The sequence below is a fragment of the Salmonella sp. 32020114201800008SM genome (assembly GCF_017572025.1).
Lineage (GTDB): Bacteria > Pseudomonadota > Gammaproteobacteria > Enterobacterales > Enterobacteriaceae > Salmonella > Salmonella enterica.
Genome location: NZ_JAGEQM010000005.1, coordinates 150126 through 173889, shown reverse-complemented (window position 1 = coordinate 173889; position 23764 = coordinate 150126). Strand labels below are relative to the sequence as shown.

The 23764-nt window shown below is 54.3% G+C and carries 19 protein-coding genes; 11 read left to right on the top strand and 8 right to left on the bottom strand.

What is annotated here, in order from left to right; all coding sequences use genetic code 11:
• Positions 1 to 3 precede the first annotated feature (3 nt).
• Genes fraD through fraE form a run of 3 tightly spaced genes read left to right on the top strand, consistent with a single transcriptional unit; the run spans position 4 to position 3324 of the window.
• Positions 4 to 849 (top strand): fructose-aspartate kinase, encoded by an 846-nt coding sequence (gene fraD, locus J4613_RS14980; protein WP_000028435.1) that lies wholly within the window; start codon positions 4 to 6, stop codon positions 847 to 849.
• Positions 850 to 902: 53 nt separating this feature from the next.
• Positions 903 to 2222, top strand: a complete 1320-nt coding sequence (locus J4613_RS14975; protein ID WP_000498935.1) for an anaerobic C4-dicarboxylate transporter family protein — start codon at positions 903 to 905, stop codon at positions 2220 to 2222.
• A 58-nt stretch (positions 2223 to 2280) separates the two neighbouring features.
• Positions 2281 to 3324, top strand: coding sequence for a fructose-asparagine asparaginase (gene fraE / locus J4613_RS14970; RefSeq protein ID WP_000702755.1), 1044 nt, complete (start codon positions 2281 to 2283; stop codon positions 3322 to 3324).
• 46 nt (positions 3325 to 3370) lie between these two features.
• Here the strand turns inward: fraE and gorA are convergent, their stop codons facing one another.
• Together gorA and J4613_RS14960 are read right to left on the bottom strand one after the other, a co-directional pair.
• On the bottom strand, positions 3371 to 4723 hold the full coding sequence (gene gorA / locus J4613_RS14965; RefSeq protein WP_000160778.1) for a glutathione-disulfide reductase: 1353 nt from the start codon (positions 4721 to 4723) through the stop codon (positions 3371 to 3373).
• Between the two features lie 104 nt (positions 4724 to 4827).
• Positions 4828 to 5670, bottom strand: coding sequence for a 23S rRNA (adenine(2030)-N(6))-methyltransferase RlmJ (locus J4613_RS14960; RefSeq protein WP_000954233.1), 843 nt, complete (start codon positions 5668 to 5670; stop codon positions 4828 to 4830).
• A gap of 210 nt (positions 5671 to 5880) precedes the next feature.
• On the opposite strand from J4613_RS14960, the gene J4613_RS14955 reads away from it, so the two are divergent.
• The 3 genes from J4613_RS14955 (at position 5881) to rsmJ (ending at position 10141) form a co-directional block, all read left to right on the top strand.
• Positions 5881 to 7152 (top strand): phosphatase PAP2 family protein, encoded by a 1272-nt coding sequence (locus tag J4613_RS14955; RefSeq protein WP_000766151.1) that lies wholly within the window; start codon positions 5881 to 5883, stop codon positions 7150 to 7152.
• A gap of 181 nt (positions 7153 to 7333) precedes the next feature.
• Positions 7334 to 9376 (top strand): oligopeptidase A, encoded by a 2043-nt coding sequence (gene prlC / locus J4613_RS14950; RefSeq protein ID WP_000184178.1) that lies wholly within the window; start codon positions 7334 to 7336, stop codon positions 9374 to 9376.
• A gap of 6 nt (positions 9377 to 9382) precedes the next feature.
• On the top strand, positions 9383 to 10141 hold the full coding sequence (gene rsmJ / locus J4613_RS14945) for a 16S rRNA (guanine(1516)-N(2))-methyltransferase RsmJ (protein ID WP_001165127.1): 759 nt from the start codon (positions 9383 to 9385) through the stop codon (positions 10139 to 10141).
• A 91-nt stretch (positions 10142 to 10232) separates the two neighbouring features.
• Here rsmJ and dtpB read toward each other — a convergent pair whose 3' ends face one another.
• A complete protein-coding gene (gene dtpB / locus J4613_RS14940; protein ID WP_001098280.1) occupies positions 10233 to 11705 on the bottom strand; it encodes a dipeptide/tripeptide permease DtpB in 1473 nt (490 codons plus the stop codon).
• A 324-nt stretch (positions 11706 to 12029) separates the two neighbouring features.
• On the bottom strand, positions 12030 to 12464 hold the full coding sequence (gene uspA / locus J4613_RS14935; protein WP_000323565.1) for a universal stress protein UspA: 435 nt from the start codon (positions 12462 to 12464) through the stop codon (positions 12030 to 12032).
• Positions 12465 to 12851: 387 nt separating this feature from the next.
• Between uspA and uspB the strand changes: the two genes are divergently transcribed.
• Complete coding sequence (gene uspB / locus J4613_RS14930; RefSeq protein ID WP_000626193.1) at positions 12852 to 13187, top strand: universal stress protein UspB; 336 nt, start codon at positions 12852 to 12854, stop codon at positions 13185 to 13187.
• A 139-nt stretch (positions 13188 to 13326) separates the two neighbouring features.
• Here the strand turns inward: uspB and pitA are convergent, their stop codons facing one another.
• A complete protein-coding gene (gene pitA, locus J4613_RS14925) occupies positions 13327 to 14823 on the bottom strand; it encodes an inorganic phosphate transporter PitA (RefSeq protein WP_000902764.1) in 1497 nt (498 codons plus the stop codon).
• 230 nt (positions 14824 to 15053) lie between these two features.
• Here pitA and J4613_RS14920 point away from each other — a divergent pair, with 230 nt between their 5' ends.
• The 4 genes from J4613_RS14920 (at position 15054) to J4613_RS14905 (ending at position 21485) form a co-directional block, all read left to right on the top strand.
• Positions 15054 to 16250, top strand: coding sequence for an NAD(P)/FAD-dependent oxidoreductase (locus J4613_RS14920; protein ID WP_111742209.1), 1197 nt, complete (start codon positions 15054 to 15056; stop codon positions 16248 to 16250).
• A 305-nt stretch (positions 16251 to 16555) separates the two neighbouring features.
• Positions 16556 to 17623: an HlyD family efflux transporter periplasmic adaptor subunit gene (locus J4613_RS14915; RefSeq protein WP_111742210.1), complete on the top strand. Its 1068-nt coding sequence runs from the start codon at positions 16556 to 16558 to the stop codon at positions 17621 to 17623.
• The gene (rbbA, locus tag J4613_RS14910; RefSeq protein WP_111742211.1) at positions 17620 to 20361 is read left to right on the top strand and encodes a ribosome-associated ATPase/putative transporter RbbA; all 2742 of its coding nucleotides are present in this window, start codon (positions 17620 to 17622) and stop codon (positions 20359 to 20361) included. Before J4613_RS14915 ends, rbbA begins: the two co-directional genes overlap by 4 nt.
• Positions 20361 to 21485 carry an ABC transporter permease gene (locus tag J4613_RS14905; protein WP_001214750.1) on the top strand — a complete coding sequence of 375 codons (1125 nt, stop codon included), beginning with the start codon at positions 20361 to 20363 and terminating at the stop codon, positions 21483 to 21485. The genes rbbA and J4613_RS14905 overlap by 1 nt, the downstream gene beginning before the upstream one ends.
• A gap of 89 nt (positions 21486 to 21574) precedes the next feature.
• Here the strand turns inward: J4613_RS14905 and nikR are convergent, their stop codons facing one another.
• The 3 genes from nikR to J4613_RS14890 form a co-directional block, all read right to left on the bottom strand.
• Positions 21575 to 21976 (bottom strand): nickel-responsive transcriptional regulator NikR, encoded by a 402-nt coding sequence (gene nikR, locus J4613_RS14900; protein WP_001190057.1) that lies wholly within the window; start codon positions 21974 to 21976, stop codon positions 21575 to 21577.
• Between the two features lie 91 nt (positions 21977 to 22067).
• Positions 22068 to 22646 carry a 4'-phosphopantetheinyl transferase AcpT gene (acpT, locus tag J4613_RS14895; protein WP_000284366.1) on the bottom strand — a complete coding sequence of 193 codons (579 nt, stop codon included), beginning with the start codon at positions 22644 to 22646 and terminating at the stop codon, positions 22068 to 22070.
• Between the two features lie 51 nt (positions 22647 to 22697).
• The gene (locus J4613_RS14890) at positions 22698 to 23747 is read right to left on the bottom strand and encodes an AI-2E family transporter (RefSeq protein WP_000179589.1); all 1050 of its coding nucleotides are present in this window, start codon (positions 23745 to 23747) and stop codon (positions 22698 to 22700) included.
• Between the last annotated feature and the right edge of the window lie 17 nt (positions 23748 to 23764).

Sequence of the window (23764 nt, the reverse complement as noted above, 5' to 3'; positions counted from 1 at the left end):
ATGATGAGCATCAGCGTATTGGGTATTGGCGACAACGTTGTCGATAAATACCTGCATTCCGGCATTATGTACCCCGGCGGTAATGCATTAAATTTTGCTGTCTATGCAAAATTAGCAGACATCCCCAGCGCGTTTATGGGGGCGTTTGGCAATGACGACGCCGCGCAGCACGTACAGGATGTATTACACCAGCTACAGATAGACATCTCTCACAGCCGCCATTATACCGGCGAAAATGGGTATGCCTGTATCCGTCTCACGCATGGCGATCGGCAATTTGTCGCCAGCAACAAAAACGGCGTATTGCGGGAACATCCTTTTAGCCTGTCTGACGATGATCTTCGCTATATATCACAATTTACCTTAGTCCATTCCAGTATTAACGGCCACCTGGAATCGGAACTGGAGAAAATTAAACAACAAACCGTCTTACTCTCTTTTGATTTTTCCGGGCGCGGTACAGACGACTATTTTGAAAAGGTATGCCCGTGGGTAGATTATGGATTTGTCTCCTGTAGCGGGTTATCGCCAGATGAAATCAAAATAAAACTCAATAAACTTTATCGTTATGGCTGTCGGCATATTATTGCCACCTGCGGGCATGAAAAAGTTTATTATTTTTCCGGCGCGGATTATCTGGAGTGGCAACCTGCTTATATCGAACCTGTCGATACGCTGGGCGCAGGCGACGCCTTCTTAACCGGTTTTTTGCTTTCCATTTTGCAATCGGGTATGGCGGAACCCGATAAAGAAAGCGTGCTACGCGCCATGCGGCAGGGCGGGAAATCGGCGGCGCAGGTGTTATCTCATTACGGCGCATTTGGTTTTGGTAAACCGTTTGCACAATAGGTTACGTCCCTCAATGTAAAGCGACACTCACTCCAGATAACCCAGGAGGAAGTATGTTTTGGACGGAATTATGTTTTATCCTTGTGGCCCTGATGATAGGCGCCAGGATCGGCGGCGTATTTTTAGGGATGGTCGGCGGGTTAGGCGTCGGCGTGATGGTTTTTATTTTTGGCCTGACGCCTTCTACGCCACCGATTGATGTTATTCTGATTATTCTTTCTGTTGTCCTGGCGGCCGCTTCTTTACAGGCCTCCGGCGGGCTGGATTTACTGGTCAAACTGGCGGAAAAAATTCTGCGTCGCCACCCTCGTTACATTACGTTATTAGCGCCGTTTATCTGTTATATCTTCACTTTTATGTCAGGAACGGGGCATGTCGTTTATAGCTTGTTACCGGTTATTTCTGAAGTCGCACGGGATTCTGGTATTCGACCGGAACGTCCTTTATCTATTTCCGTTATCGCATCGCAACAGGCGATCACCGCCAGCCCTATATCTGCCGCCATGGCGGCGATGATTGGTTTAATGGCGCCGTTGGGCGTCTCTATTTCAACCATTATGATGATTTGCGTGCCTGCTACGTTAATCGGTGTAGCGATGGGGGCAATAGCGACCTTTAATAAAGGAAAAGAGTTAAAAGACGATCCGGAATATCAACGTCGGCTTGCTGAAGGGTTAATTAAACCTGCGCAGAAAGAAAGTAAAAATACGGTAGTCACTTCGCGCGCCAAATTGTCGGTGGCGTTATTTCTGACCAGCGCGATCGTTATCGTTCTGTTAGGACTGATTCCGGCGCTGCGGCCCATGGTGGAGACAGCGAAAGGGCTACAACCGCTTTCGATGTCCGCCGCTATCCAGATTACGATGCTCTCTTTTGCCTGCCTGATTGTGTTGTTATGTCGGCCGCAGGTCGATCAGATTATCAGCGGTACGGTATTTCGGGCGGGCGCGCTGGCGATTGTCTGCGCCTTCGGCCTGGCCTGGATGAGTGAGACGTTCGTGAATGGTCATATCGCGTTGATTAAGGCAGAAGTGCAAACTCTATTGCAACAGCATACCTGGCTTATCGCCATTATGATGTTTTTCGTGTCCGCTATGGTCAGCAGCCAGGCGGCAACGACGTTAATTCTGTTGCCGCTGGGGCTGGCGTTAGGGTTGCCCGCTTATGCATTAATCGGTTCCTGGCCTGCCGTTAACGGCTATTTCTTTATTCCGGTGGCGGGACAGTGTCTGGCGGCGCTGGCGTTTGACGACACCGGTACGACGCGTATCGGCAAATATGTGCTTAACCATAGTTTTATGCGTCCGGGATTAGTTAACGTGATTGTCTCGGTCATTGTCGGGCTGTTAATAGGAAAAATGGTTCTGGCCTGATTGTTATTCATGTTTTTATAGCACACGCCACTTATTATTTTTAATTCAGAGGAAGAAAATGAAAATTAGAGTTTTCATGGCCACCGTGTTGCTGCTCATCAGCCACTGTGTATTTAGCACAACGTCACTACCGCATATTGTTATTCTCGCGACAGGCGGTACTATCGCCGGGACGGCAGCCAATAATACGCAAACCGCCGGATATAAATCCGGTGAGCTTGGCGTGCAAACATTAATAAATGCCGTGCCGGAAATGAATAATATCGCTCGCGTTGACGGCGAGCAGGTGGCGAATATTGGTAGCGAAAATATGACCAGCGATATTATCCTGAAACTTTCACAGAAGGTGAATGCGTTATTGGCGCGGGACGATGTTGACGGTGTGGTCATTACTCATGGCACTGACACGCTCGATGAAACCGCCTACTTTCTTAATTTGACCGTGAAAAGCGACAAACCGGTGGTGTTTACCGCTGCAATGCGGCCCGCGTCGGCAATCAGCGCCGATGGCGCAATGAACCTGCTGGAAGCGGTCACGGTGGCTGCTGACCCGAATGCGAAGGGACGCGGCGTAATGGTGGTTTTAAACGATCGTATTGGTTCGGCGCGCTTTGTAACGAAAACCAATGCCACGACTCTGGATACCTTTAAAGCGCCGGAAGAGGGCTATCTGGGGGTCATCGTTAATGGTCAGCCACAGTTCGAAACGCGGGTGGAAAAAATTCATACCCTGCGATCTGTTTTTGACGTACGTAATATCAAAAAATTACCCAATGTGGTGATTATTTACGGCTATCAGGACGACCCGGAATATATGTATGATGCGGCGATCGCCCATCACGCGGACGGTATTATTTATGCCGGAACCGGCGCAGGTTCAGTCTCGGTACGCAGCGACGCGGGGATTAAAAAAGCGGAGAAGGCCGGGATTATCGTGGTGCGCGCTTCCCGCACCGGAAACGGCGTAGTACCGTTGGATAAAGGGCAGCCAGGGCTGGTGTCTGACTCGCTCAACCCGGCGAAGGCGCGAGTCTTGCTGATGACGGCATTAACTCAGACGCGTAATCCGGAACTGATCCAGAGTTATTTCAGTACGTATTAATCATGCAGGCTTGTGCGCCCACCCTTGAAGATGGGCGCACAAGATATTAACGCATGGTCACAAACTCTTCCGATGCGGTCGGGTGAATGGCGACGGTATTATCGAAGTCTTTCTTGGTAGCGCCCATCTTCAGCGCTACCGCGAAGCCCTGCAACATTTCATCCATGCCGAAGCCGATACCGTGGATACCCACAATTTTTTCTTCCGGCCCGACGCAGACCAGCTTCATACGGCACGGCTGGCGGTGCGTCGTCACCGCGGTATACATAGCGGTAAACGATGATTTATAGACTTTCACCTGCTCGTCGCCGTACTGCTCGCGCGCCTGCGGCTCGCTTAACCCGACGGTGCCGATAGGCGGATGGCTAAAGACCACGGTCGGGATGTTGCTGTAGTCCAGATGCTCGTCCGGCTTGTTGTTAAACAGGCGCTCGGAGAGACGGCGACCGGCGGCGACGGCGACTGGCGTTAGTTCTACCGCGCCAGTATTGTCGCCAACGGCGTAAATGCCTTCAACGTTGGTATTCTGGAATTTATCGACAATGATGTAACCTTTTTCATTGGTTTTCACGCCCGCTGCCGCCAGATTAATATTGTCGGTCGACGGTTCGCGACCAATGGCCCAGATCAGGCAATCAACGGTTTCACTGCGGCCATCTTCCAGTTCCAGAGTCAGACTGCCGTCGGCGTTTTTTACCACCGCTTTCGGCACGGCGTGAGTATGCAGTTGCGGGCCTTCGGCGTTCATCACCTCAACCAGCGTTTCGCTAATCATCGGGTCAAAACTGCGCAGCGGCGCATGTTTACGGACAAACAGATGCGTTTTCGCCCCTAGCGCGTTGATAACGCCAGCCAGTTCAACAGCGATATAACCTGCGCCTACCACCGCGACGCGCTCCGGCAAGGCAGACAGCGCAAAGAAACCGTCGGAATCAATGCCGTATTCCACGCCTGGAATGCTCGGATGGCTCGGACGGCCGCCGGTAGCGATCAAAATATGGTCGGCGGTGATGGTTTCGCCGTTCACTTCAATGGTTTTGGCATCGACAAAGCGGGCAAAGCCTTTAATCACATCCACGTTATTTTTGCCCAGCACGTTGTCGTATGAAGTATGGATGCGGTCAATATACGCGGTACGGCTGGCAATCAGCTTGCTCCAGTCGAACTGATTAATCGTGGTGTCAAAACCGTAGTCCGGGCCATACAGATGAATCGCTTCACGAATCTGCGCGGCATGCCACATCACTTTCTTCGGCACGCAGCCCACGTTAACACAGGTACCGCCCAGCTCTTTGGCTTCGATGAGCGCGCATTTCTGGCCGTACATAGCGGCGCGGTTAATCGAGGCGATACCGCCGCTGCCGCCGCCGATAGCGATGTAATCATAGTGTTTGGTCATGACCGCTCCTTTATGTTCGTTGTCGGACGGATAGATTCTGCGCTACCCGCCAAAATATTCGCGATTGTATACCTGAAGGTGAAAGGTTCCACCGATGGCTGTGATTACTCCGGCACGATCCAGCTTACCGAAGTGTGTCCGTGACCGTTTGGCGCCAACCTGCTGTGCAGCCACGGTAGCACGTTGTTCATCTGCTGCTCCAGTTTCCACGGCGGGTTAACCACGATCATACCGGACGCCGTCATCCCGCGCTGATCGCTGTCCGGGCGGATCGCCAGCTCAATTTGCAGGATTTTACGGATGCCGGTGGCCTCCAGATCATGAATCATGCGCTTAATTTGCTGGCGGAGCACCACCGGATACCATAGCGCGTATGTCCCGGTGGCGAAACGTTTATAACCCTCGCTGATGCCGCTGACTACCGCCTGGTAGTCGGTTTTCATTTCATAAGGCGGGTCAATGAGAATAAGACCGCGGCGGGAAACCGGCGGCAATTTGGCTTTCAGTTGCTGATAGCCGTCAGCGCGTTCCACGCGGGCGCGGTTGTCTTTTTGAAACTCCGCGCGCAACAGTGGGAAGTCGCTGGGATGCAATTCCGTGAGTTGCAGACTGTCCTGCTCACGCAGCAACTGGCGGGCGATTAACGGGGAGCCCGGGTAGTAGCGTAACTGCCCGCTGCGGTTGAAATGTTTTACGACGCTAATATACGGTTCCAGTTCGGCGGGCAGATCGTCCTGCTGCCAGATACGGGCGATGCCTTCCAGATACTCTCCGGTACGTTCAGCATGTTCGCTGCCCAACTGATAACGCCCCGCGCCCGCGTGCGTGTCCAGATAGAGAAACGGTTTTTCTTTCTCTTTTAGCGACTCGATGATCAGGCTCTGAACGGTATGTTTAAGGACGTCGGCGTGGTTGCCAGCGTGAAAGCTGTGACGATAACTGAGCATGGATGCAGATATTCCGGGAAGTAAACAAGTTAGCCGATAGTTTACCGCAGATCCGTAGAGATTACCCCAGTACCGCCATGTTGTTTCGCGCGTTGTGAAAGTATTGCAAGACGTGTTCGTATCATCAAACCGTCAACTGCGCAGGCCAGCATCGCCTGTGGGCAAGGTAGTAGTTTTGACCTGGCGTTATTTTTAATGAAAGGAACCATAATGAAACTACACATTACTGTACTGGCGTCATCTCTGGCGCTGGCGATGCCGGCACTGGCGAAAGATATTCCCCTGTCCCAGGCGGAGTCGATAGCGAAAAGCGTGACGCCCGACTCGGCGAGCGTCGCCTTTAATGACCTTGAGGCTCAATGGCTGACACAGTTGCGTAAGGCATTACAAGGCGATACCGCCGCGTTGACTCGCGACGCCCTGGCTCAGATGCGACAGAATTCCATCCAGGCGGATAATGCCTGGTTACAGGCTAGCGGTTATGATTTTCATACTACTGAGAATCAACAGATGGGAATTACCCTACTTTCCGCCTTCAATACATTGCCGGAAGCAGTATTGAAAGACAATCTGGCGACGGTGACGGCGATTAATCACGATGCCGATGTTAATACCCGTCACCAGGCGCTGGCGGATGCGGAAAGCGTGGAGTATCTCTATTTCCTGAGCGACGCAATGGGGCCGCGGCTGGGGCGGGCATTTCTCGCCGCTTATGATAAAGGTGAGTTGGGCAAAGCGGCAGCGTTGATTAAAGCCTCGGAAGTCAGCACCGGCGCGGCGAAAAAATATTTTCATTACCCGCGTCCTTACCAGGTGCCGGGTAATACTATCCATTTGACGCCGGATGATGTGGTGGTAAAAGATGGTCATCCTTATACCGCAGGTGGCGGTGCTTTTCCCAGCGGACACACGAATACTGGTTATACGGATGCGCTGTTGATGGCGGAAATGATCCCGGAACGCTTTGATGCGCTGGTGATTCGTGGCGCGCGTTATGGCTATTCTCGCCTGGTCCTTGGCGTACACTATCCGCTGGATGTGATGGGCGCGCGGATGGTCGCGCAGCGTAATGTCGCGCATTATCTTAACGATCCGTATTACCGTACGTTATTCAACGAAGCTCGCGCTCAACTGCGTGAGGCGCTGGTGAAAGAGTGCGGTACGACGATTGTCGAATGCGCGGCATCGACCGGAAAAGACGATCCGTACCGCGATCCGGCCATGCATACCTTCTACCGCTTCACCATGACTTATAACCTGCCGCAACAGAAAGGCGAGCATCAGCCGTTGAAAATACCAAAAGGCGCCGATGTTCTGCTACAGACAGCGCTGCCGAACCTGTCGCCAGCGCAGCGTCAGGCGTTAATGGAAGAGACGGCGTTACCGGCAGGATATCCGTTGTCGGGCGAGACCGAGGATCAACAGTTCTGGCAGCGTCTGGATCTGTCCGCTGCTTACGAGATGGCGAGAAAAACGCGCTGACGTTGTCACCCGGCTTATAAAACGTAAGCCGGGATGATGTTAAAGGGGCGGCTTATTGCAGCGATACCCACGTCTGTACGCTGTCCATCATTGAAATTCCCCTTACTATCCCCCATTCTAGATCTCATCGCGAGAGCGCCAAAAGCGCGCTCCACTCACCTTCTTCTACAGGACTGCGCATATGACCAATCCATTACTAACGTCTTTTTCACTGCCGCCTTTTTCTGCAATTAAACCGGAGCATGTGGTGCCTGCGGTCACCAAAGCGTTGGCCGATTGCCGGGCGGCGGTAGAAGGCGTTGTGGCGCATGGCGCGCCGTATAGCTGGGAAAACCTCTGCCAGCCGTTGGCGGAAGCCGACGATGTTCTGGGGCGTATTTTCTCGCCAATTAGCCACTTAAACTCGGTGAAAAATAGTCCGGAGCTGCGTGAAGCCTACGAACAGACGCTGCCGCTGCTGTCGGAATACAGCACCTGGGTTGGCCAGCATGAAGGACTGTACAACGCGTACCGCGACCTGCGCGACGGCGATCATTACGCCACGCTGAATACCGCGCAGAAGAAAGCGGTTGATAACGCGCTACGTGATTTTGAACTGTCCGGCATCGGTCTGCCGAAAGAGAAACAGCAGCGTTACGGCGAAATCGCCACTCGCCTGTCTGAGCTGGGCAACCAGTACAGCAATAATGTGCTCGATGCCACCATGGGCTGGACGAAGCTCATCACCGACGAAGCCGAGCTGGCGGGAATGCCGGAAAGCGCTCTGGCGGCAGCAAAGGCCCAGGCGGAAGCCAAAGAGCAGGAAGGTTACCTGCTGACCCTGGATATCCCGAGCTATCTGCCGGTCATGACCTACTGCGACAACCAGGCGTTGCGTGAAGAGATGTATCGCGCCTATTCCACTCGCGCCTCCGACCAGGGGCCGAACGCCGGTAAGTGGGATAACAGCCCGGTGATGGAAGAAATTCTTGCGCTGCGCCATGAACTGGCGCAACTGCTGGGCTTCGAAAATTATGCCCATGAATCTCTGGCCACCAAAATGGCGGAAAATCCGCAGCAGGTGCTCGACTTCCTGACCGATTTGGCGAAACGCGCCCGTCCGCAGGGGGAAAAAGAGCTGGCCCAGCTGCGTGCCTTCGCCAAAGCCGAATTTGGCGTTGAGGAGCTGCAACCGTGGGATATCGCGTACTACAGTGAAAAGCAAAAACAGCACCTGTACAGCATCAGCGATGAGCAGCTACGTCCGTACTTCCCGGAAAACAAAGCCGTGAATGGCCTGTTTGAAGTGGTGAAACGTATTTACGGCATCACCGCCAAAGAGCGTACTGACGTTGATGTCTGGCACCCGGAAGTGCGTTTCTTTGAACTGTATGACGAAAATAACGAGCTGCGCGGCAGCTTCTACCTTGACCTGTACGCGCGCGAACACAAACGCGGCGGGGCGTGGATGGACGACTGTGTCGGCCAGATGCGTAAAGCGGACGGCACATTGCAAAAGCCGGTCGCTTATCTGACCTGTAATTTCAACCGTCCGGTGAACGGTAAACCCGCTCTGTTTACCCATGACGAAGTGATCACCCTGTTCCACGAGTTTGGTCATGGCCTGCATCATATGCTGACCCGCATTGAGACCGCCGGGGTCTCCGGTATCAGCGGCGTGCCGTGGGACGCGGTCGAACTGCCAAGCCAGTTTATGGAAAACTGGTGCTGGGAGCCGGAAGCGCTGGCGTTTATCTCCGGCCACTATGAAACCGGCGAGCCGTTGCCGAAGGAACTGCTGGATAAAATGCTGGCGGCGAAAAACTATCAGGCGGCGCTGTTTATTCTGCGTCAACTGGAGTTCGGTCTGTTTGATTTCCGTCTGCATGCGGAATTTAATCCGCAGCAAGGAGCGAAAATTCTTGAGACGCTCTTTGAAATTAAAAAACAGGTCGCCGTGGTGCCGTCACCGACATGGGGTCGCTTTCCACATGCGTTCAGCCATATCTTTGCTGGCGGCTATGCGGCAGGCTACTACAGCTATCTGTGGGCCGACGTACTGGCGGCGGACGCTTATTCCCGCTTTGAGGAGGAAGGCATTTTCAACCGTGAGACCGGTCAGTCGTTCCTTGATAACATCCTGACTCGCGGTGGTTCTGAAGAGCCGATGGAACTCTTTAAACGCTTCCGTGGCCGTGAACCACAGCTGGACGCGATGCTGGAGCATTACGGGATTAAAGGCTGATTTTACGTGCAAATCTGCTTAATGGATGAAACGGGCGCCACAGACGGCGCCTTATCTGTTCTGGCTGCCCGCTGGGGACTGGAGCATGACGAAGACAACCCGATGGCGCTGGTATTGACGCCGCAACATCTGGAGCTGCGCAAGCGCGACGAACCGAAGCTCGGCGGCATTTTCGTCGATTTTGTCGGCGGCGCGATGGCGCACCGGCGTAAGTTCGGCGGCGGGCGCGGCGAAGCGGTGGCGAAAGCCGTCGGTATCAAAGGCGATTATCTGCCGGATGTGGTTGATGCCACGGCCGGACTGGGGCGCGATGCGTTTGTGCTGGCATCCGTCGGTTGCCGCGTGCGGATGCTGGAGCGTAATCCGGTGGTCGCCGCGTTGCTCGACGACGGCCTGACGCGCGGCTACGCCGATGCGGACATTGGCGGCTGGCTTCAGGAGCGTTTGCAGCTGATTCATGCTTCCAGCCTGACGGCGTTGACCGATATCACGCCGCGCCCGCAGGTGGTCTACCTCGATCCGATGTTTCCTCACCGGCAGAAAAGCGCGCTGGTGAAGAAAGAGATGCGGGTGTTTCAGTCGTTGGTGGGGCCGGATCTCGACGCCGACGGACTGCTGGAACCGGCGCGTCAGCTAGCGACCAAACGCGTGGTGGTTAAACGTCCCGATTATGCGCCGCCGCTGGCGGATGTCGCGACGCCCAACGCCATCGTCACCAAAGGGCATCGGTTTGATATTTATGCCGGAACCCCTCTGACGGAGTAACGGATTGCCCGATGGCGCTACGCTTATCGGGCCTACGATTCTCAATTATTTGTAGGCCGGATAAGGCGTAAGCCGCATCCGGCACTGAGTATTACTGTTCGGTACCTGGCGTATTAATCATTCGGTTTAACCACGGCACCATAATGGCCATCACCACGGTGACCGCCAGCGTTACCAGACCAATTTTGCTAAAGACGCCGGTATAAATTGGCAGCGTTTGCAACGGATCGGTGATGTTTTCCGGTACGGCAGTGAAGGTCGCCACATAACCGCCGAGCAGGAAGGCGGCGGCCTGGGTCAGGAACCACATTCCCAGAATAAAACCCATCAGATGCTGCGGCACCAGAGCGGCGACCATTGCCAGCCCCAGCGCGCTAATCAGCAGCTCGCCCAGACTCTGGAACAGATACACCAGCACGATAAACCACGGCGACGTCAATCCTTGCGCATCGGCAAACCACATCCCGGCGGCGGCGGCGGTCAGAAAACCCAGCGCGCAGAGGAACATACCGAGCGTAAACTTCATCGGCATAGTCAGATCTTTGCCTTTGCTACCCAGTCGGGTGTAAACCGCTGCCAGTACCGGACTGGCGACGACCACCCAGAATGGGTTCAGCGCCTGAAAACTCACCGGGTTAATGGCGAATCCAAGAATTTCATGATGCACGTTATTAATCGCAAAGAAGTTCAGCGAGGTAGGCATCTGCGCATACAGAATGTAAAACAGCACGGCTTCAATCATCAGAATAAACGCCACGAACATTTTATTGCGGCCGGTTTTATCCAGACGAAACGCTTCGCGAAAGAAGAAAATAGTGACGACGATAGAAAGGACGATGAGCACCAGATTGGCAATCTTAACGTTGTGCATCAGCCAGGCGCAGAGGAAAATCATGACGACGGTGCCGAGTAGTACCAGCAGCAAATTGCGAAAACGTAGCGGTTTATGATCCGGTTCAGAACCGATATTTTTCACCATGCCACGGCAGGCGAAGTACACCAGAAGCGCAACAATTAAACCAGCGCCGCACAGATTATAGGTCACCGCATAGCCAAATTTATCGGCAATCACCGGCGCCAGCGATAGCGATAACAAAGAACCGATGTTAATCGACATATAAAACAGGGTGAAAGCGCCATCCAGCCGGGGATCTTTAGGCTGATAGCATTTAGAGAGCAGGCTGGCGGGATTGGCTTTAAATAACCCGTTGCCCACGGCAATCGTACCCAGTGCGATAAAAATCAGATCGGGATTTAATAACGACATGCCGGTCATAAAATAGCCAATCGCCAGCACAATCGCGCCCAGGACCAGGGTGCGTTTAGTCCCTAACAGATGGTCGCCAACATAGCCGCCGATGGAGATCAGGCCATAAACCAGCGCCGCAAAAGCGCCAAAGGTAATAAAGGCCTGTTCCTGAGAAAAACCCAATTGTTTAACGAAAAAGACCGCCAGGATACCCTGGACGCCGTAATAGCCAAATCGTTCCCATAATTCTACAAAAAAGATCATGAAAAATGGACGAGGTTGCTGCAGCAAGCCCGTAGGTGCAGTTGTATTCATATTCCTTCGCCTTTTAATGCCATCCCGAAACGTATGAGCGCGTATATCAAAACGCGCCGAAAAGACTTACCCTGATATAGACTGCGGTTATTAGCCTGATCAATAGGTTATTATACAAATGATACGCAAACTAATTAGTGGATCACACTAATTATGTTTGGTGTGATGGAATGATGTACTGAGTACTGCGAAGAAGGGGGGATAAACAAAACGCCCACATAAGCGGGCGTTGTTGTTGATAGCCGGAATTTGCCTGATGGTTCAGGCCAACCTGATTGACTATAGACCAGATGCGGTCTTAGCCGCCAGCCGGCACGGCAAGTATTACTCTTCTTCGTCGCGCAGCGGCACAATCAGCATGTCAACGTGAACGGTGTTGATCAGCTGGCGCGCAGAAGACATCAGTTTGCTCCAGAAGTCCTGGTGATGACCGCAAACGACCAGATCCATATCGTATTTCTTGATGGCGTCAACCAGCACCTGGCCCAAATCGCCGCTACCGCTCAGGGTTTCAGTGATAGGGTAGCCAGCGTTGGTAGACAGCTCGGTCAGCGCGTGGTGGGTTTCTTCGGAGATACGTTTCTGCATATCGCCCAGATTGACGTCAATCAGACCGGTGTACAGGTCTGAATAATTCACGTCAACGTGGATGAGGGAGATTTTCGCGTTGTAGGGGCGCGCCATAGAGACCGCTTTTTCAACCAGAACTTTACTTTCCGGGGAGAGATCAACTGCGATAAGAATGTGTTTATAAGCCATAGTGTTACTCCTTCCATAAGTTGTCGATGACCATTGAGCTACTGGCGTTTCTTATGCCGCCGCGTCACCCGCGTCCTGCGAACTCTATGCGCGGGGCTAGCTCAGCCGTTTACCATAACTATCCTTACATTATAGCGACCAGGATAATCCGTCAATCTGCCTTGCTTGCCAGTTAGTTAAACAAAATTTCTAGGGAATTGCATTGATAGTGATTAACCTTCTGGTAAAAAAATTAACTGATCTCCTACAATGTGTATAAGAGCCGTTCGAATGCGGAGCGCTAATATGGACGGCTTTCGTAGTACTCTTTCACTGATTGTCTGGCAGGGTATCGGGGAGCGGTAGTCCCGGAGAGGAACTCCGTGGGCGGGTCGCCGGGGAGGAGATATGATAAGCACCGTCTCACTATTCTGGGCTTTATGTGTCGTTTGCATTGTTAATATGGCGCGCTATTTCTCATCGCTACGCGCACTGTTAGTGGTACTTCGTGGTTGCGATCCTTTGCTCTATCAATATGTCGATGGCGGCGGCTTCTTTACCACGCATGGTCAGCCCAACAAACAGGTGCGCCTGGTATGGTATATCTACGCTCAGCGCTATCGCGATCATCATGATGAAGAATTTATTCGCCGTTGTGAACGCGTGCGCCGCCAGTTTCTGCTGACCAGCGCGTTATGCGGTTTGGTGGTGGTGAGCTTGATTGCGCTCATGATTTGGCACTGAATAAAAAAAGCGGGCCAGTTTCCTGACCCGCTCGTATTAGATAAGCCTCCGGATGACGCCGCTTATAGCGGCCTATCAGGCCTGTGTCGTTTCATCCTGACAGGCCGGATTAGCGACAGCGCTATCCGGCCCATTTGGCTTAAATAATCTTCAGGGAAAGCCAGTACAGCACGCCGGAAAGAATAATCGCCGCCGGTAACGTAAATACCCAGGCCATCAGAATGCTGGTCACGGTTTTACGCTGCAACCCGCCGCCATCAACGACCATGGTTCCCGCCACTGAAGAGGAGAGTACGTGAGTGGTAGAAACTGGCATACCGGTGTAGCTGGCAAGACCGATAGAGACTGCCGCCGTCATCTGCGCCGACATTCCCTGCGCATACGTCATGCCTTTTTTACCAATTTTCTCGCCGATAGTGGTCGCCACGCGACGCCAGCCGATCATCGTACCAATACCCAGCGCCAACGCCACTGCCATAATGATCCACACTGGCGCATACTCAATGGTGCTTAACATATCGGTCTTCAGCTTTTTCAGCAGGCGCTGGTCATCGCTGCTTACGCCAGGCAATTTCACGACTTTGTCGGTCGTGTCGGAAATGCACAGCATAATGCGACGCAACTGACTACGCTGTTCAACGCTTAACTTGTCGTAGCTTTCCACGTTTGCCAGCATCCCTTTCGCACGGTTAAGCGCGTTAATGGTGTTAGCCGGATGGCAGTGGAATTCAGTCGGTTCAGTCGCGCCCGGTTCCGGAGAGGGAATCAGTTGGTCAACGCCGGTGACGGCTTTCAGCAGGTCAGGACGCTGCTCAAAGTACGTTTCGACATTGTTGATAGCATCGCGCGTACGGGTGATTTCGTAGCTGGAGGCATTCATATTGACCACGAAACCCGCAGGCGCGACGCCAATCAGCACCAGCATGACCAGGCCAATGCCTTTCTGACCATCGTTCGCGCCATGCGAAAACGCCACGCCGATAGCGGAGAGGATCAGCGCGATACGCGTCCAGAACGGCGGCTTTTTCTTGCCGTCTTTCTTTTCACGTTCGGCTGGCGTCAGGTGGATACGGGCGCGTTTCTTAGTACCGCTCCAGTAGCGGCGCAGCAAGAAAATCAGACCGCCGGCGAATACCAGACCGACAATAGGGGAGATAATGAGTGAACCGAAAATATTGATAACTTTCGGGATGTTAAGCGCATCCACCACTGACGTGCCGGTCATCATCGCATTGGTTAAACCGATGCCGATAATGGCGCCAATCAGCGTGTGGGAACTGGACGCCGGCAACCCGAAATACCAGGTGCCGAGGTTCCAGATAATCGCCGCCAGCAACATGGAAAAGACCATAGCGAGGCCGTGCGCGGAACCCATGTTGAGCAGGAGATCTGTCGGTAGCATATGCACAATGGCATACGCCACGCTGAGACCCCCCAGCAAAACGCCAAAAAAGTTAAACACCGCCGCCATGACAACCGCCAGCTGCGAACGCATCGCACGGGTGTAAATCACGGTTGCGACTGCATTGGCTGTGTCATGGAAGCCGTTAATCGCTTCGTAGAACAGCACAAAAGCCAGAGCAAGCAATAATAAAAGCCCGGTATGTAAATCCAGGCCAGCAAACAAATGTAGCATAGGACGTTACGCCATTTTGAGGACATGAACGCGGCGCATTATCAGTGACTTTGGCGGCGCGGGCAAAGTGAAATATAGACTTTTTTTGATGTACTTCGTGCTTTGTTTGATATCACTAAAGAATTATCTTATATATTTCAGATAAATACCATTTTCAGGCGCTTTTCGCGCTGGTGCGACCACTGAGGAAACTTTACAATTCCCGCCCGAATTTGAGAGAGGAAGGCGACGTGGAAAGGTTTGATGCCGTTATTATAGGCGCTGGCGCAGCGGGCATGTTTTGCGCCGCGCAGGCAGGACAGGCGGGTAGCCGCGTGCTGCTCATCGATAATGGCAAGAAGCCAGGACGTAAAATCCTCATGTCCGGCGGTGGGCGCTGCAACTTTACTAATCTTTATGTTGAGCCTGCTGCGTATTTGAGCCAGAACCCCCATTTTTGTAAATCAGCGTTAGCCCGCTATACCCAGTGGGACTTTATCGATCTGGTCGGCAGGTATGGGATAGCCTGGCATGAGAAAACGCTGGGACAGCTTTTTTGCGATGATTCCGCCCAACGCATTGTCGATATGCTGGTTGCCGAGTGCGACAAAGGCGGCGTAACGATGCGCCTGCGTAGCGAGGTACTGAGCGTCGAGCGTGATGAGTCGGGTTTCGTACTGGCGCTGAACGGTGAGACGGTGACTACGCAAAAGCTGGTGATTGCCAGCGGCGGTCTGTCGATGCCGGGGCTTGGCGCATCGCCGTTTGGCTATAAAATCGCCGAACAGTTTGGTCTCAAGGTGTTGCCGACGCGCGCCGGGTTGGTGCCCTTTACGCTGCATAAGCCGCTGTTAGAACAGCTCCAGACGCTGTCTGGCGTCTCTGTGCCCTGCGTAATTACCGCCCGCAATGGCACGGTATTTCGGGAAAACCTACTTTTTACCCATCGTGGGCTGTCCGGCCCCGCCGTTTTACAGATTTCCAGCTACTGGCAACCGGGGGAGTTAGTGAGCATTAACTTATTGCCGGACCTCTCGCTGGAAGATGTTCTCAATGAACAGCGTAACGCGCACCCGAACCAGAGTCTGAAGAACACGCTGGCGATGCATTTGCCGAAACGGTTGGTGGAGTGTTTACAACAGGTGGGGCACATCCCGGATGTATCGCTCAGACAGTTGAACGTTCGTGATCAGCAGGCGTTGGTTGACACGCTTACTGCCTGGCAAGTGCAGCCTAACGGCACCGAAGGCTATCGGACAGCGGAAGTGACGCTGGGCGGCGTGGATACAAACGAACTATCATCGCGGACTATGGAAGCGCGCCGCGTGCCGGGTCTCTATTTTATCGGCGAAGTGATGGACGTCACCGGCTGGTTGGGCGGCTATAACTTCCAGTGGGCGTGGTCGAGCGCCTGGGCCTGCGCGCAGGATTTAGCGGCAAAACGCTAAGTACCATTACAAACAATAAGCGAATAGACATCCCGGACAGAGGTGTTAGTATCGATTTATAGCAGTTATGAGTATGCGTGTTTCATTTACGGCCAGGAACGCTGATGATGACAACATTACTCCCTCTTTTCCGGGTACCTACATCATTCACTCCCTTTGACGGCGAGCGCTTCATCGGCGTCTGTTCGTCGTCTGGCCCCTTTTCTTTTTTCATTCTTATCCCGAATGGAAACCCCCGCTGAGCGCACGCCCGGCGGACTTTGTGACACGCATGGTTAGACAACAGGGATTACGGCGGGTCGATTATGGACAAAATGAAGCATCATCTGGTGTGGTGGGGAGCGGGGATTCTTGTGGCGGTGGCCGCGATAGCCTGGTGGATGCTGCGCCCTGCGGGAATACCGGAGGGGTTTGCCGCCAGCAACGGCAGAATTGAAGCCACCGAAGTGGATATTGCCACTAAGATTGCCGGGCGTATTGATACCATCCTCGTTTCGGAAGGGCAGTTCGTTCGTCAGGGCGAGGTGCTGGCGAAAATGGATACCCGCGTATTGCAGGAGCAGCGGCTGGAGGCGATTGCGCAGATTAAAGAGGCCGAGAGCGCAGTTGCCGCCGCCCGCGCCTTGCTGGAGCAACGCCAGAGTGAAATGCGCGCCGCGCAGTCGGTCGTCAAACAGCGGGAAGCTGAGCTGGACTCCGTCTCTAAACGTCACGTGCGTTCTCGCTCGCTGTCGCAGCGTGGCGCGGTATCTGTACAACAGTTAGATGACGATCGCGCGGCGGCGGAAAGCGCGCGCGCCGCCCTGGAGACCGCCAAAGCGCAGGTATCTGCGGCAAAAGCGGCGATTGAAGCGGCGCGTACCAGTATTATCCAGGCGCAAACGCGCGTGGAAGCGGCGCAGGCGACCGAGCGGCGTATTGTCGCCGACATCGACGACAGCGAATTAAAAGCGCCGCGCGATGGACGCGTGCAGTACCGCGTTGCGGAGCCGGGCGAAGTGTTATCGGCTGGCGGCCGGGTGTTGAACATGGTCGATCTCAGCGATGTTTATATGACATTTTTCCTGCCGACCGAACAGGCGGGGTTGTTGAAGATCGGCGGCGAAGCGCGACTGGTGCTGGACGCCGCGCCGGATCTGCGTATTCCGGCGACGATCAGTTTTGTCGCCAGCGTGGCGCAGTTCACGCCCAAAACCGTGGAAACCCACGATGAACGACTGAAGCTGATGTTCCGCGTCAAAGCGCGTATTCCGCCAGAGCTACTGCGACAGCATCTGGAATATGTCAAAACCGGTTTGCCGGGAATGGCCTGGGTTCGTCTGGATGAGCGCGTGCCCTGGCCTGACGCTCTAAGCGTGAGGCTGTCGCAATGACGTCGCTGAAGCTGGTGCCTGTTCCTCCCGTGGCGCAGCTTGAGGGGGTGAGCCAGCATTACGGAAAAACAGCCGCGCTGAACAATATCACGCTGGACATTCCCGCCCGTAGTATGGTCGGGCTGATTGGTCCGGACGGGGTGGGTAAGTCGAGCCTGCTGTCGCTGATTTCTGGCGCGCGGGTGATTGAGCAAGGGAACGTTATCGTCCTGGGCGGCGATATGCGCGATGCGAAACATCGCCGCGACGTCTGTCCGCGCATCGCCTGGATGCCGCAGGGGCTGGGGAAAAACCTTTATCACACGCTATCGGTTTATGAGAACGTCGATTTTTTCGCTCGTCTCTTTGGTCATGACAAAGCTGAACGCGAAGCGCGTATTACCGAGCTGCTGAACAGCACCGGCCTGGCGCCGTTTCGTGACCGTCCTGCCGGGAAGCTGTCCGGTGGGATGAAACAAAAGCTGGGGTTGTGCTGTGCGCTGATTCATGACCCGGAATTGCTGATTCTTGATGAGCCTACCACCGGCGTGGACCCGCTCTCCCGCGCTCAGTTCTGGGACTTAATCGACAGTATCCGCCAACGGCAGACCAATATGAGCGTGTTGGTCGCAACGGCCTATATGGAAGAGGCGGAGCGTTTTGACTGGCTGGTGGCGATGAATGCGGGCGAGATACTGGCAACCGGCAGCGCGCAGCAACTGCGGGCAAAAACCCATAGCGCGACGCTGGAACAGGCGTTTATCGCCCTGTTGCCAGAAGCGCAGCGCCAGGCGCATAAGCCAGTGGTGATCCCGCCGTATCACGCTGAGCAGGAAGAGATTGCCATTGAGGCGAAAGATCTGACCATGCGCTTCGGTAAGTTCGTCGCGGTTGACCATGTTAATTTCCGCATTCCGCGCGGCGAGATTTTTGGCTTCCTCGGTTCAAACGGTTGCGGCAAATCGACCACCATGAAAATGCTGACCGGTCTGCTTCCCGCCAGCGAAGGCCAGGCCTGGCTATTTGGCCAGCCGGTAGACCCGAACGACATCGATACCCGTCGCCGGGTTGGGTATATGTCGCAGGCTTTTTCGCTCTATAACGAACTCACCGTGCGGCAGAATCTGGAACTTCATGCCCGCCTGTTTCATATTCCGCCAGCGGAGATCCCGGCGCGCGTCGCGCAGATGATCGAACGCTTTATGCTAACGGAGGTGGAAGATACGCTCCCCGCTTCGTTACCGCTCGGTATCCGCCAGCGTTTATCGCTGGCGGTAGCGGTGATCCATCGCCCGGAAATGCTGATTCTTGATGAGCCAACGTCCGGCGTTGATCCGGTCGCCAGGGATATGTTCTGGCAGCTTATGGTCGATCTTTCGCGTCAGGATAAGGTGACGATTTTTATCTCGACCCATTTTATGAACGAAGCGGAACGTTGCGACCGAATGTCATTGATGCACGCCGGTAAAGTGCTCGCCAGCGGTACGCCGCAGGAATTGGTGCAACAGTGGGGCGCGGCCAATCTGGAGGCGGCGTTTATTTCCTGGCTACAGGAAGCTGCGGGAGCGGCGCCTGAAACCCCAATACCGCCATCCCAGACGCCCGCCGCGTCAGGTAAACCGTCGCGGCAGGGATTGAGCTTCCGGCGTTTGTTCAGCTACAGTCGCCGCGAAGCGCTGGAGCTACGCCGCGATCCGGTACGCTCGACGCTGGCGCTGCTGGGAACGGTAATTCTGATGCTGATTATGGGCTATGGCATCAGTATGGACGTGGAGAACCTGCGTTTTGCCGTACTCGACCGCGATCAAACCGTCAGCAGCCAGGCATGGTCGCTCAATCTGGCGGGATCGCGCTATTTTATCGAACAGCCGCCGCTCGCCAGCTATGACGAGCTTGACCGGCGGATGCGTTCGGGAGAGCTGGCGGTTGCCATTGAGATCCCGCCTAATTTTGGCCGCGATATTGCTCGCGGTACGCCAGCGCAGATTGGCGTCTGGGTGGATGGCGCCATGCCCAGCCGCGCCGAGACGGTGAAGGGGTACGTTCAGGCGATGCACCAAAGCTGGCTGCAGGAGGCGGCGAGTCGTCAGCCGAACCCGGTTAAACAGACCGGGCTGCTCAACATTGAAACGCGCTATCGTTATAACCCGGATGTGAAAAGTCTGCCCGCTATCGTTCCGGCGGTCATTCCGCTGCTGCTCATGATGATCCCGTCAATGCTTAGCGCCCTGAGCGTGGTGCGGGAGAAAGAGCTGGGGTCGATGATTAATCTGTACGTAACGCCGACGACGCGCAGCGAATTTTTGCTGGGTAAACAACTGCCGTATATCGCGCTGGGTATGCTGAACTTCTTGCTACTGTGCGCGCTGTCGGTCTTTGTGTTCGGCGTGCCGCTGAAAGGCAGCTTTCTCACGCTTACCCTCGCGGCGCTGCTTTACGTCATCATCGCCACCGGTCTGGGGCTGCTGATCTCCACGTTTATGAAGAGCCAAATCGCCGCTATTTTTGGGACGTCGATTATTACCCTCATTCCGGCAACACAATTTTCCGGCATGATCGATCCGGTGGCTTCGCTGGAAGGACCGGGAAGATGGATCGGCGAGATCTACCCGACCAGTCATTTTCTGACGATCGCGCGCGGGACGTTTTCCAAAGCGTTGGATCTGTCCGATCTCTGGCCGTTATTTATGCCGTTACTGATTGCCGTCCCGGTGGTGATGGGTCTGAGCATTCTGCTGCTGAAAAAACAGGAGGGGTAATGCGCGGATTACGTAATATTTATAACCTCGGCGTTAAAGAACTGCGCAGTCTGCTGGGCGACAAAGCGATGCTGGCGCTGATCGTCTTCGCCTTTACGATTTCGGTTTACTCCTCCGCTACCGTCCTGCCCGGTTCGTTGCATCTTGCCCCTATCGCCATCGCCGATATGGATCAGTCACAGTTGTCGAACCGTATTGTGAACAGTTTTTACCGCCCGTGGTTTCTGCCGCCGGAGATGATTACGGCAACGGAAATGGATGCCGGACTGGATGCCGGACGCTATACCTTTGCGGTCAATATTCCGCCGAATTTCCAGCGTGATGTGCTGGCCGGACGTCAGCCTGATATTCAGGTTAACGTCGATGCGACGCGCATGAGCCAGGCGTTTACCGGCAACAGTTATATCCAGAATATTATTAGCGGCGAGGTCAACAGCTTTGTGGCGCGCGCGCGGGGAGATAACGTTCAGCCGGTGTCGCTGGAGATTCGGATGCGCTTTAACCCGAATCTGGACCCGGCGTGGTTTGGCGGCGTGATGGCGATTATCAACAACATTACCATGCTGGCGATAGTGCTGACCGGATCGGCGCTGATCCGCGAGCGAGAACACGGCACGGTAGAGCATCTGTTGGTGATGCCGGTCACGCCCTTTGAGATCATGATGGCAAAAGTATGGTCGATGGGGCTGGTTGTGCTGGTGGTTTCCGGTTTGTCTTTGATGCTGATGGTGAAAGGCGTACTTGGCGTACCGATTGAAGGATCGATCCCATTGTTTATGTTGGGCGTAGCGCTGAGCCTGTTCGCCACCACTTCAATTGGGATTTTTATGGGCACCATCGCCCGTTCAATGCCGCAACTGGGGTTATTAATGATTCTGGTACTGTTACCGCTACAAATGCTTTCCGGCGGTTCCACGCCGCGTGAAAGTATGCCGCAGGCGGTGCAGGATATTATGCTGACCATGCCGACGACGCATTTTGTCAGTCTTGCCCAGGCTATTCTTTATCGCGGCGCAGGTTTGAGTATCGTCTGGCCGCAGTTCCTGACCCTGCTGGCGATAGGCGGCGTGTTCTTCCTGATAGCGCTGTTACGCTTCAGAAAAACGATTGGCACAATGGCGTAAACATTATTGCCGGATGGCGGCTGCGCCTCATCCGGCCTACAAACGACAGACGTGCGAGCGTAGGCCGGGCAAGCGAAGCGCCCCCAGCGTTAGTCTTCTTTCGGCAAACACTGCAAGTGGCCGTGGCGCACGCCGCGCTGGGCGATAACATCATCGGCAAAATGCTGTACGTCGCCCATATCGCCCTTCAGAACGGCGATCTCCAGACAGTCATCGTGGTTGATATGGACGTGCAGCGTGGCGACGGATAAATCATGATGATGATGCTGGGTGGAGACGATGCGGCTGGCTAAATCCCGTTTCTCATGTTCATAAACATATGAAAGTACCGCGAAACCCTGTGTACCGTGTTCCTGGGTGGCCTCCTGCGCCAGAGCGCCGCGCAAAATATCACGGATCGCTTCGGAGCGATTGTTATAGCCGCGTCGCTGGCTCAGGCTGTCCAGCGTTTCCAGTAAATCGTCATCGAGGGTGATGGTGACACGTTGCATCTGACTTAAACCTTTTGGTATGGCGCGTCGGCGCATGGGAAGCTCCGCATTTTGTAACACACGTCCGCCGCCAGAGGGAAAAATTAATGTGTCATAACGCTTTTGTTATCGTCTGCGGCGTCAGCGTAAACGGTGTGGGGGTACAGACTGCCAGACTGAGCGTATCGAGCTGACACTGGCTGACCGACAAGGCAGAGGGCAACGTGCTGTCCACGCTGACGATTTGCCAGGCGCTGCCGCCGCGTTGTTTTACGATGGCTTCTTTACGCGTCCAGATACGCCAGAAGGCCGCCAGTTGTCGCTCCGGACGTTCCGCTTCCATTTCAGCATGTTCGCCGAGGCTGAATACCGCATTTGCCAGCGAACGCCAGTTATCGCGCGGGCGGATCACTTCAATATCGCAGCCGACTTCACCTTCGTCGCTAAGCAACAGAGCAATAGTGTCGCCGCTATGGCTGAGGTTAAACCACAGCGGCGTTCCGGCGGAAAAAGCCGGTTTACCCTGTTCGCCATACACCATCTCCGGTAGTGGCGAGAGCGCACGGGAAAGCAGCACGCGCCCGGCCAGCCAGCTTGCCCGGCGAACGCCCTGCGGCGCCTGAGCGATTAACGCGTCGGGCAATTGACCTGCGCTTAATGTTGACACTTTTCCCAGAACGATCTGGTACATATCAGGACCAACGTTGCCTATGAAGAAGAGGAGATTGTAGCATCTGTCGCCTCATCCCGGTAAACGGCTTTTCGGTCGGCCTGGCCCCAGTAAGATCGCCAGTTTGCTGCCGCCTTTAGTGGTTTCCATCCAGATTTTGCAGACGCTGGTCAAAGGAACGGACAAGAGCATCCCGACCGGGCCTAATAGCCATCCCCAGACCAGTAACGAAAGAAATACCACCAGCGTGGACATCCCCAGACGATGGCCCATCATGCGTGGCTCCATAATGTTGCCAATCACCATATGGACCACCAAAAAGAGCGCGCCGACCAGTACGCACTCGTAAAAACCGTTAAATAACAGCGCCTGAATCATGGGGGGAACGGCGGAAATCACCGAGCCGATATTAGGAACGTAATTGAGCAAAAAAGCCAGTACGCCCCACATTAGCGCAAACTGAATACCCATTAACGCCAGCCCCAGCCAGATAATCGCGCCCGTCCATAAACTGAGCAGCGTTTTCAGCGCCAGATAATGCGAGACGCCTTTCAGGGCGCGGTGCAGGCCGGCAATATGAATTTGTGGATTGTTTAGCGCGAAACGTAATTTATAAGGCACGTGACGCACCTCAAACAGCATAAAAACCACGGTCATCACCAGCAGCACAATGCTTGCCATCGCGCCCGATACGCCGGTCATTAATGTTGTGGTGAAGAGCATGATTTTATCGGAATCCATCCCGCGGAGCATACGTTCCGGCGACATATGTAAATTCAGGAAGGGCATTAACTCCTGAAGGTGTAAGACTTTACGCGTCAGCTCCTTGCTGTATTTAGGCAGCATAGCGATAAATTCATTAAGCGATGCGGCAAGCACACCCACCAGCGCGGTAAGCACGATCAGCATGACGACCACCACGATAGTAATCGCCAGCGGTCGCTTCACGCCCCGACGAATAAACCAGGTCACTAATGGATTAAGAACGATGGCAAAAAAGAGCGCCAGCAAGAGTTGTACAATAATATCCGCCGCGGCATGAATCCCGGCGAGAATAATAACCAGGGAGGCCAGTTTCAGCAGAATATGCATACCCGTTTTGTCGGGTTGAGCGGTTGCCATGAAGTTTTCCTTGTTGT

Excerpts from the sequence above, each read along its gene's own strand:
- fraD (WP_000028435.1), top strand. The coding sequence starts at position 4 with ATGAGCATCAGCGTATTGGGTATTGGCGACAACGTTGTCGATAAATAC.
- J4613_RS14975 (WP_000498935.1), top strand. The coding sequence starts at position 903 with ATGTTTTGGACGGAATTATGTTTTATCCTTGTGGCCCTGATGATAGGC.
- fraE (WP_000702755.1), top strand. The coding sequence starts at position 2,281 with ATGAAAATTAGAGTTTTCATGGCCACCGTGTTGCTGCTCATCAGCCAC.
- gorA (WP_000160778.1), bottom strand. The coding sequence starts at position 4,723 with ATGACCAAACACTATGATTACATCGCTATCGGCGGCGGCAGCGGCGGT.
- J4613_RS14960 (WP_000954233.1), bottom strand. The coding sequence starts at position 5,670 with ATGCTCAGTTATCGTCACAGCTTTCACGCTGGCAACCACGCCGACGTC.
- J4613_RS14955 (WP_000766151.1), top strand. The coding sequence starts at position 5,881 with ATGAAACTACACATTACTGTACTGGCGTCATCTCTGGCGCTGGCGATG.
- prlC (WP_000184178.1), top strand. The coding sequence starts at position 7,334 with ATGACCAATCCATTACTAACGTCTTTTTCACTGCCGCCTTTTTCTGCA.
- dtpB (WP_001098280.1), bottom strand. The coding sequence starts at position 11,705 with ATGAATACAACTGCACCTACGGGCTTGCTGCAGCAACCTCGTCCATTT.
- uspA (WP_000323565.1), bottom strand. The coding sequence starts at position 12,464 with ATGGCTTATAAACACATTCTTATCGCAGTTGATCTCTCCCCGGAAAGT.
- uspB (WP_000626193.1), top strand. The coding sequence starts at position 12,852 with ATGATAAGCACCGTCTCACTATTCTGGGCTTTATGTGTCGTTTGCATT.
- pitA (WP_000902764.1), bottom strand. The coding sequence starts at position 14,823 with ATGCTACATTTGTTTGCTGGCCTGGATTTACATACCGGGCTTTTATTA.
- J4613_RS14915 (WP_111742210.1), top strand. The coding sequence starts at position 16,556 with ATGGACAAAATGAAGCATCATCTGGTGTGGTGGGGAGCGGGGATTCTT.
- rbbA (WP_111742211.1), top strand. The coding sequence starts at position 17,620 with ATGACGTCGCTGAAGCTGGTGCCTGTTCCTCCCGTGGCGCAGCTTGAG.
- J4613_RS14905 (WP_001214750.1), top strand. The coding sequence starts at position 20,361 with ATGCGCGGATTACGTAATATTTATAACCTCGGCGTTAAAGAACTGCGC.
- nikR (WP_001190057.1), bottom strand. The coding sequence starts at position 21,976 with ATGCAACGTGTCACCATCACCCTCGATGACGATTTACTGGAAACGCTG.
- acpT (WP_000284366.1), bottom strand. The coding sequence starts at position 22,646 with ATGTACCAGATCGTTCTGGGAAAAGTGTCAACATTAAGCGCAGGTCAA.
- J4613_RS14890 (WP_000179589.1), bottom strand. The coding sequence starts at position 23,747 with ATGGCAACCGCTCAACCCGACAAAACGGGTATGCATATTCTGCTGAAA.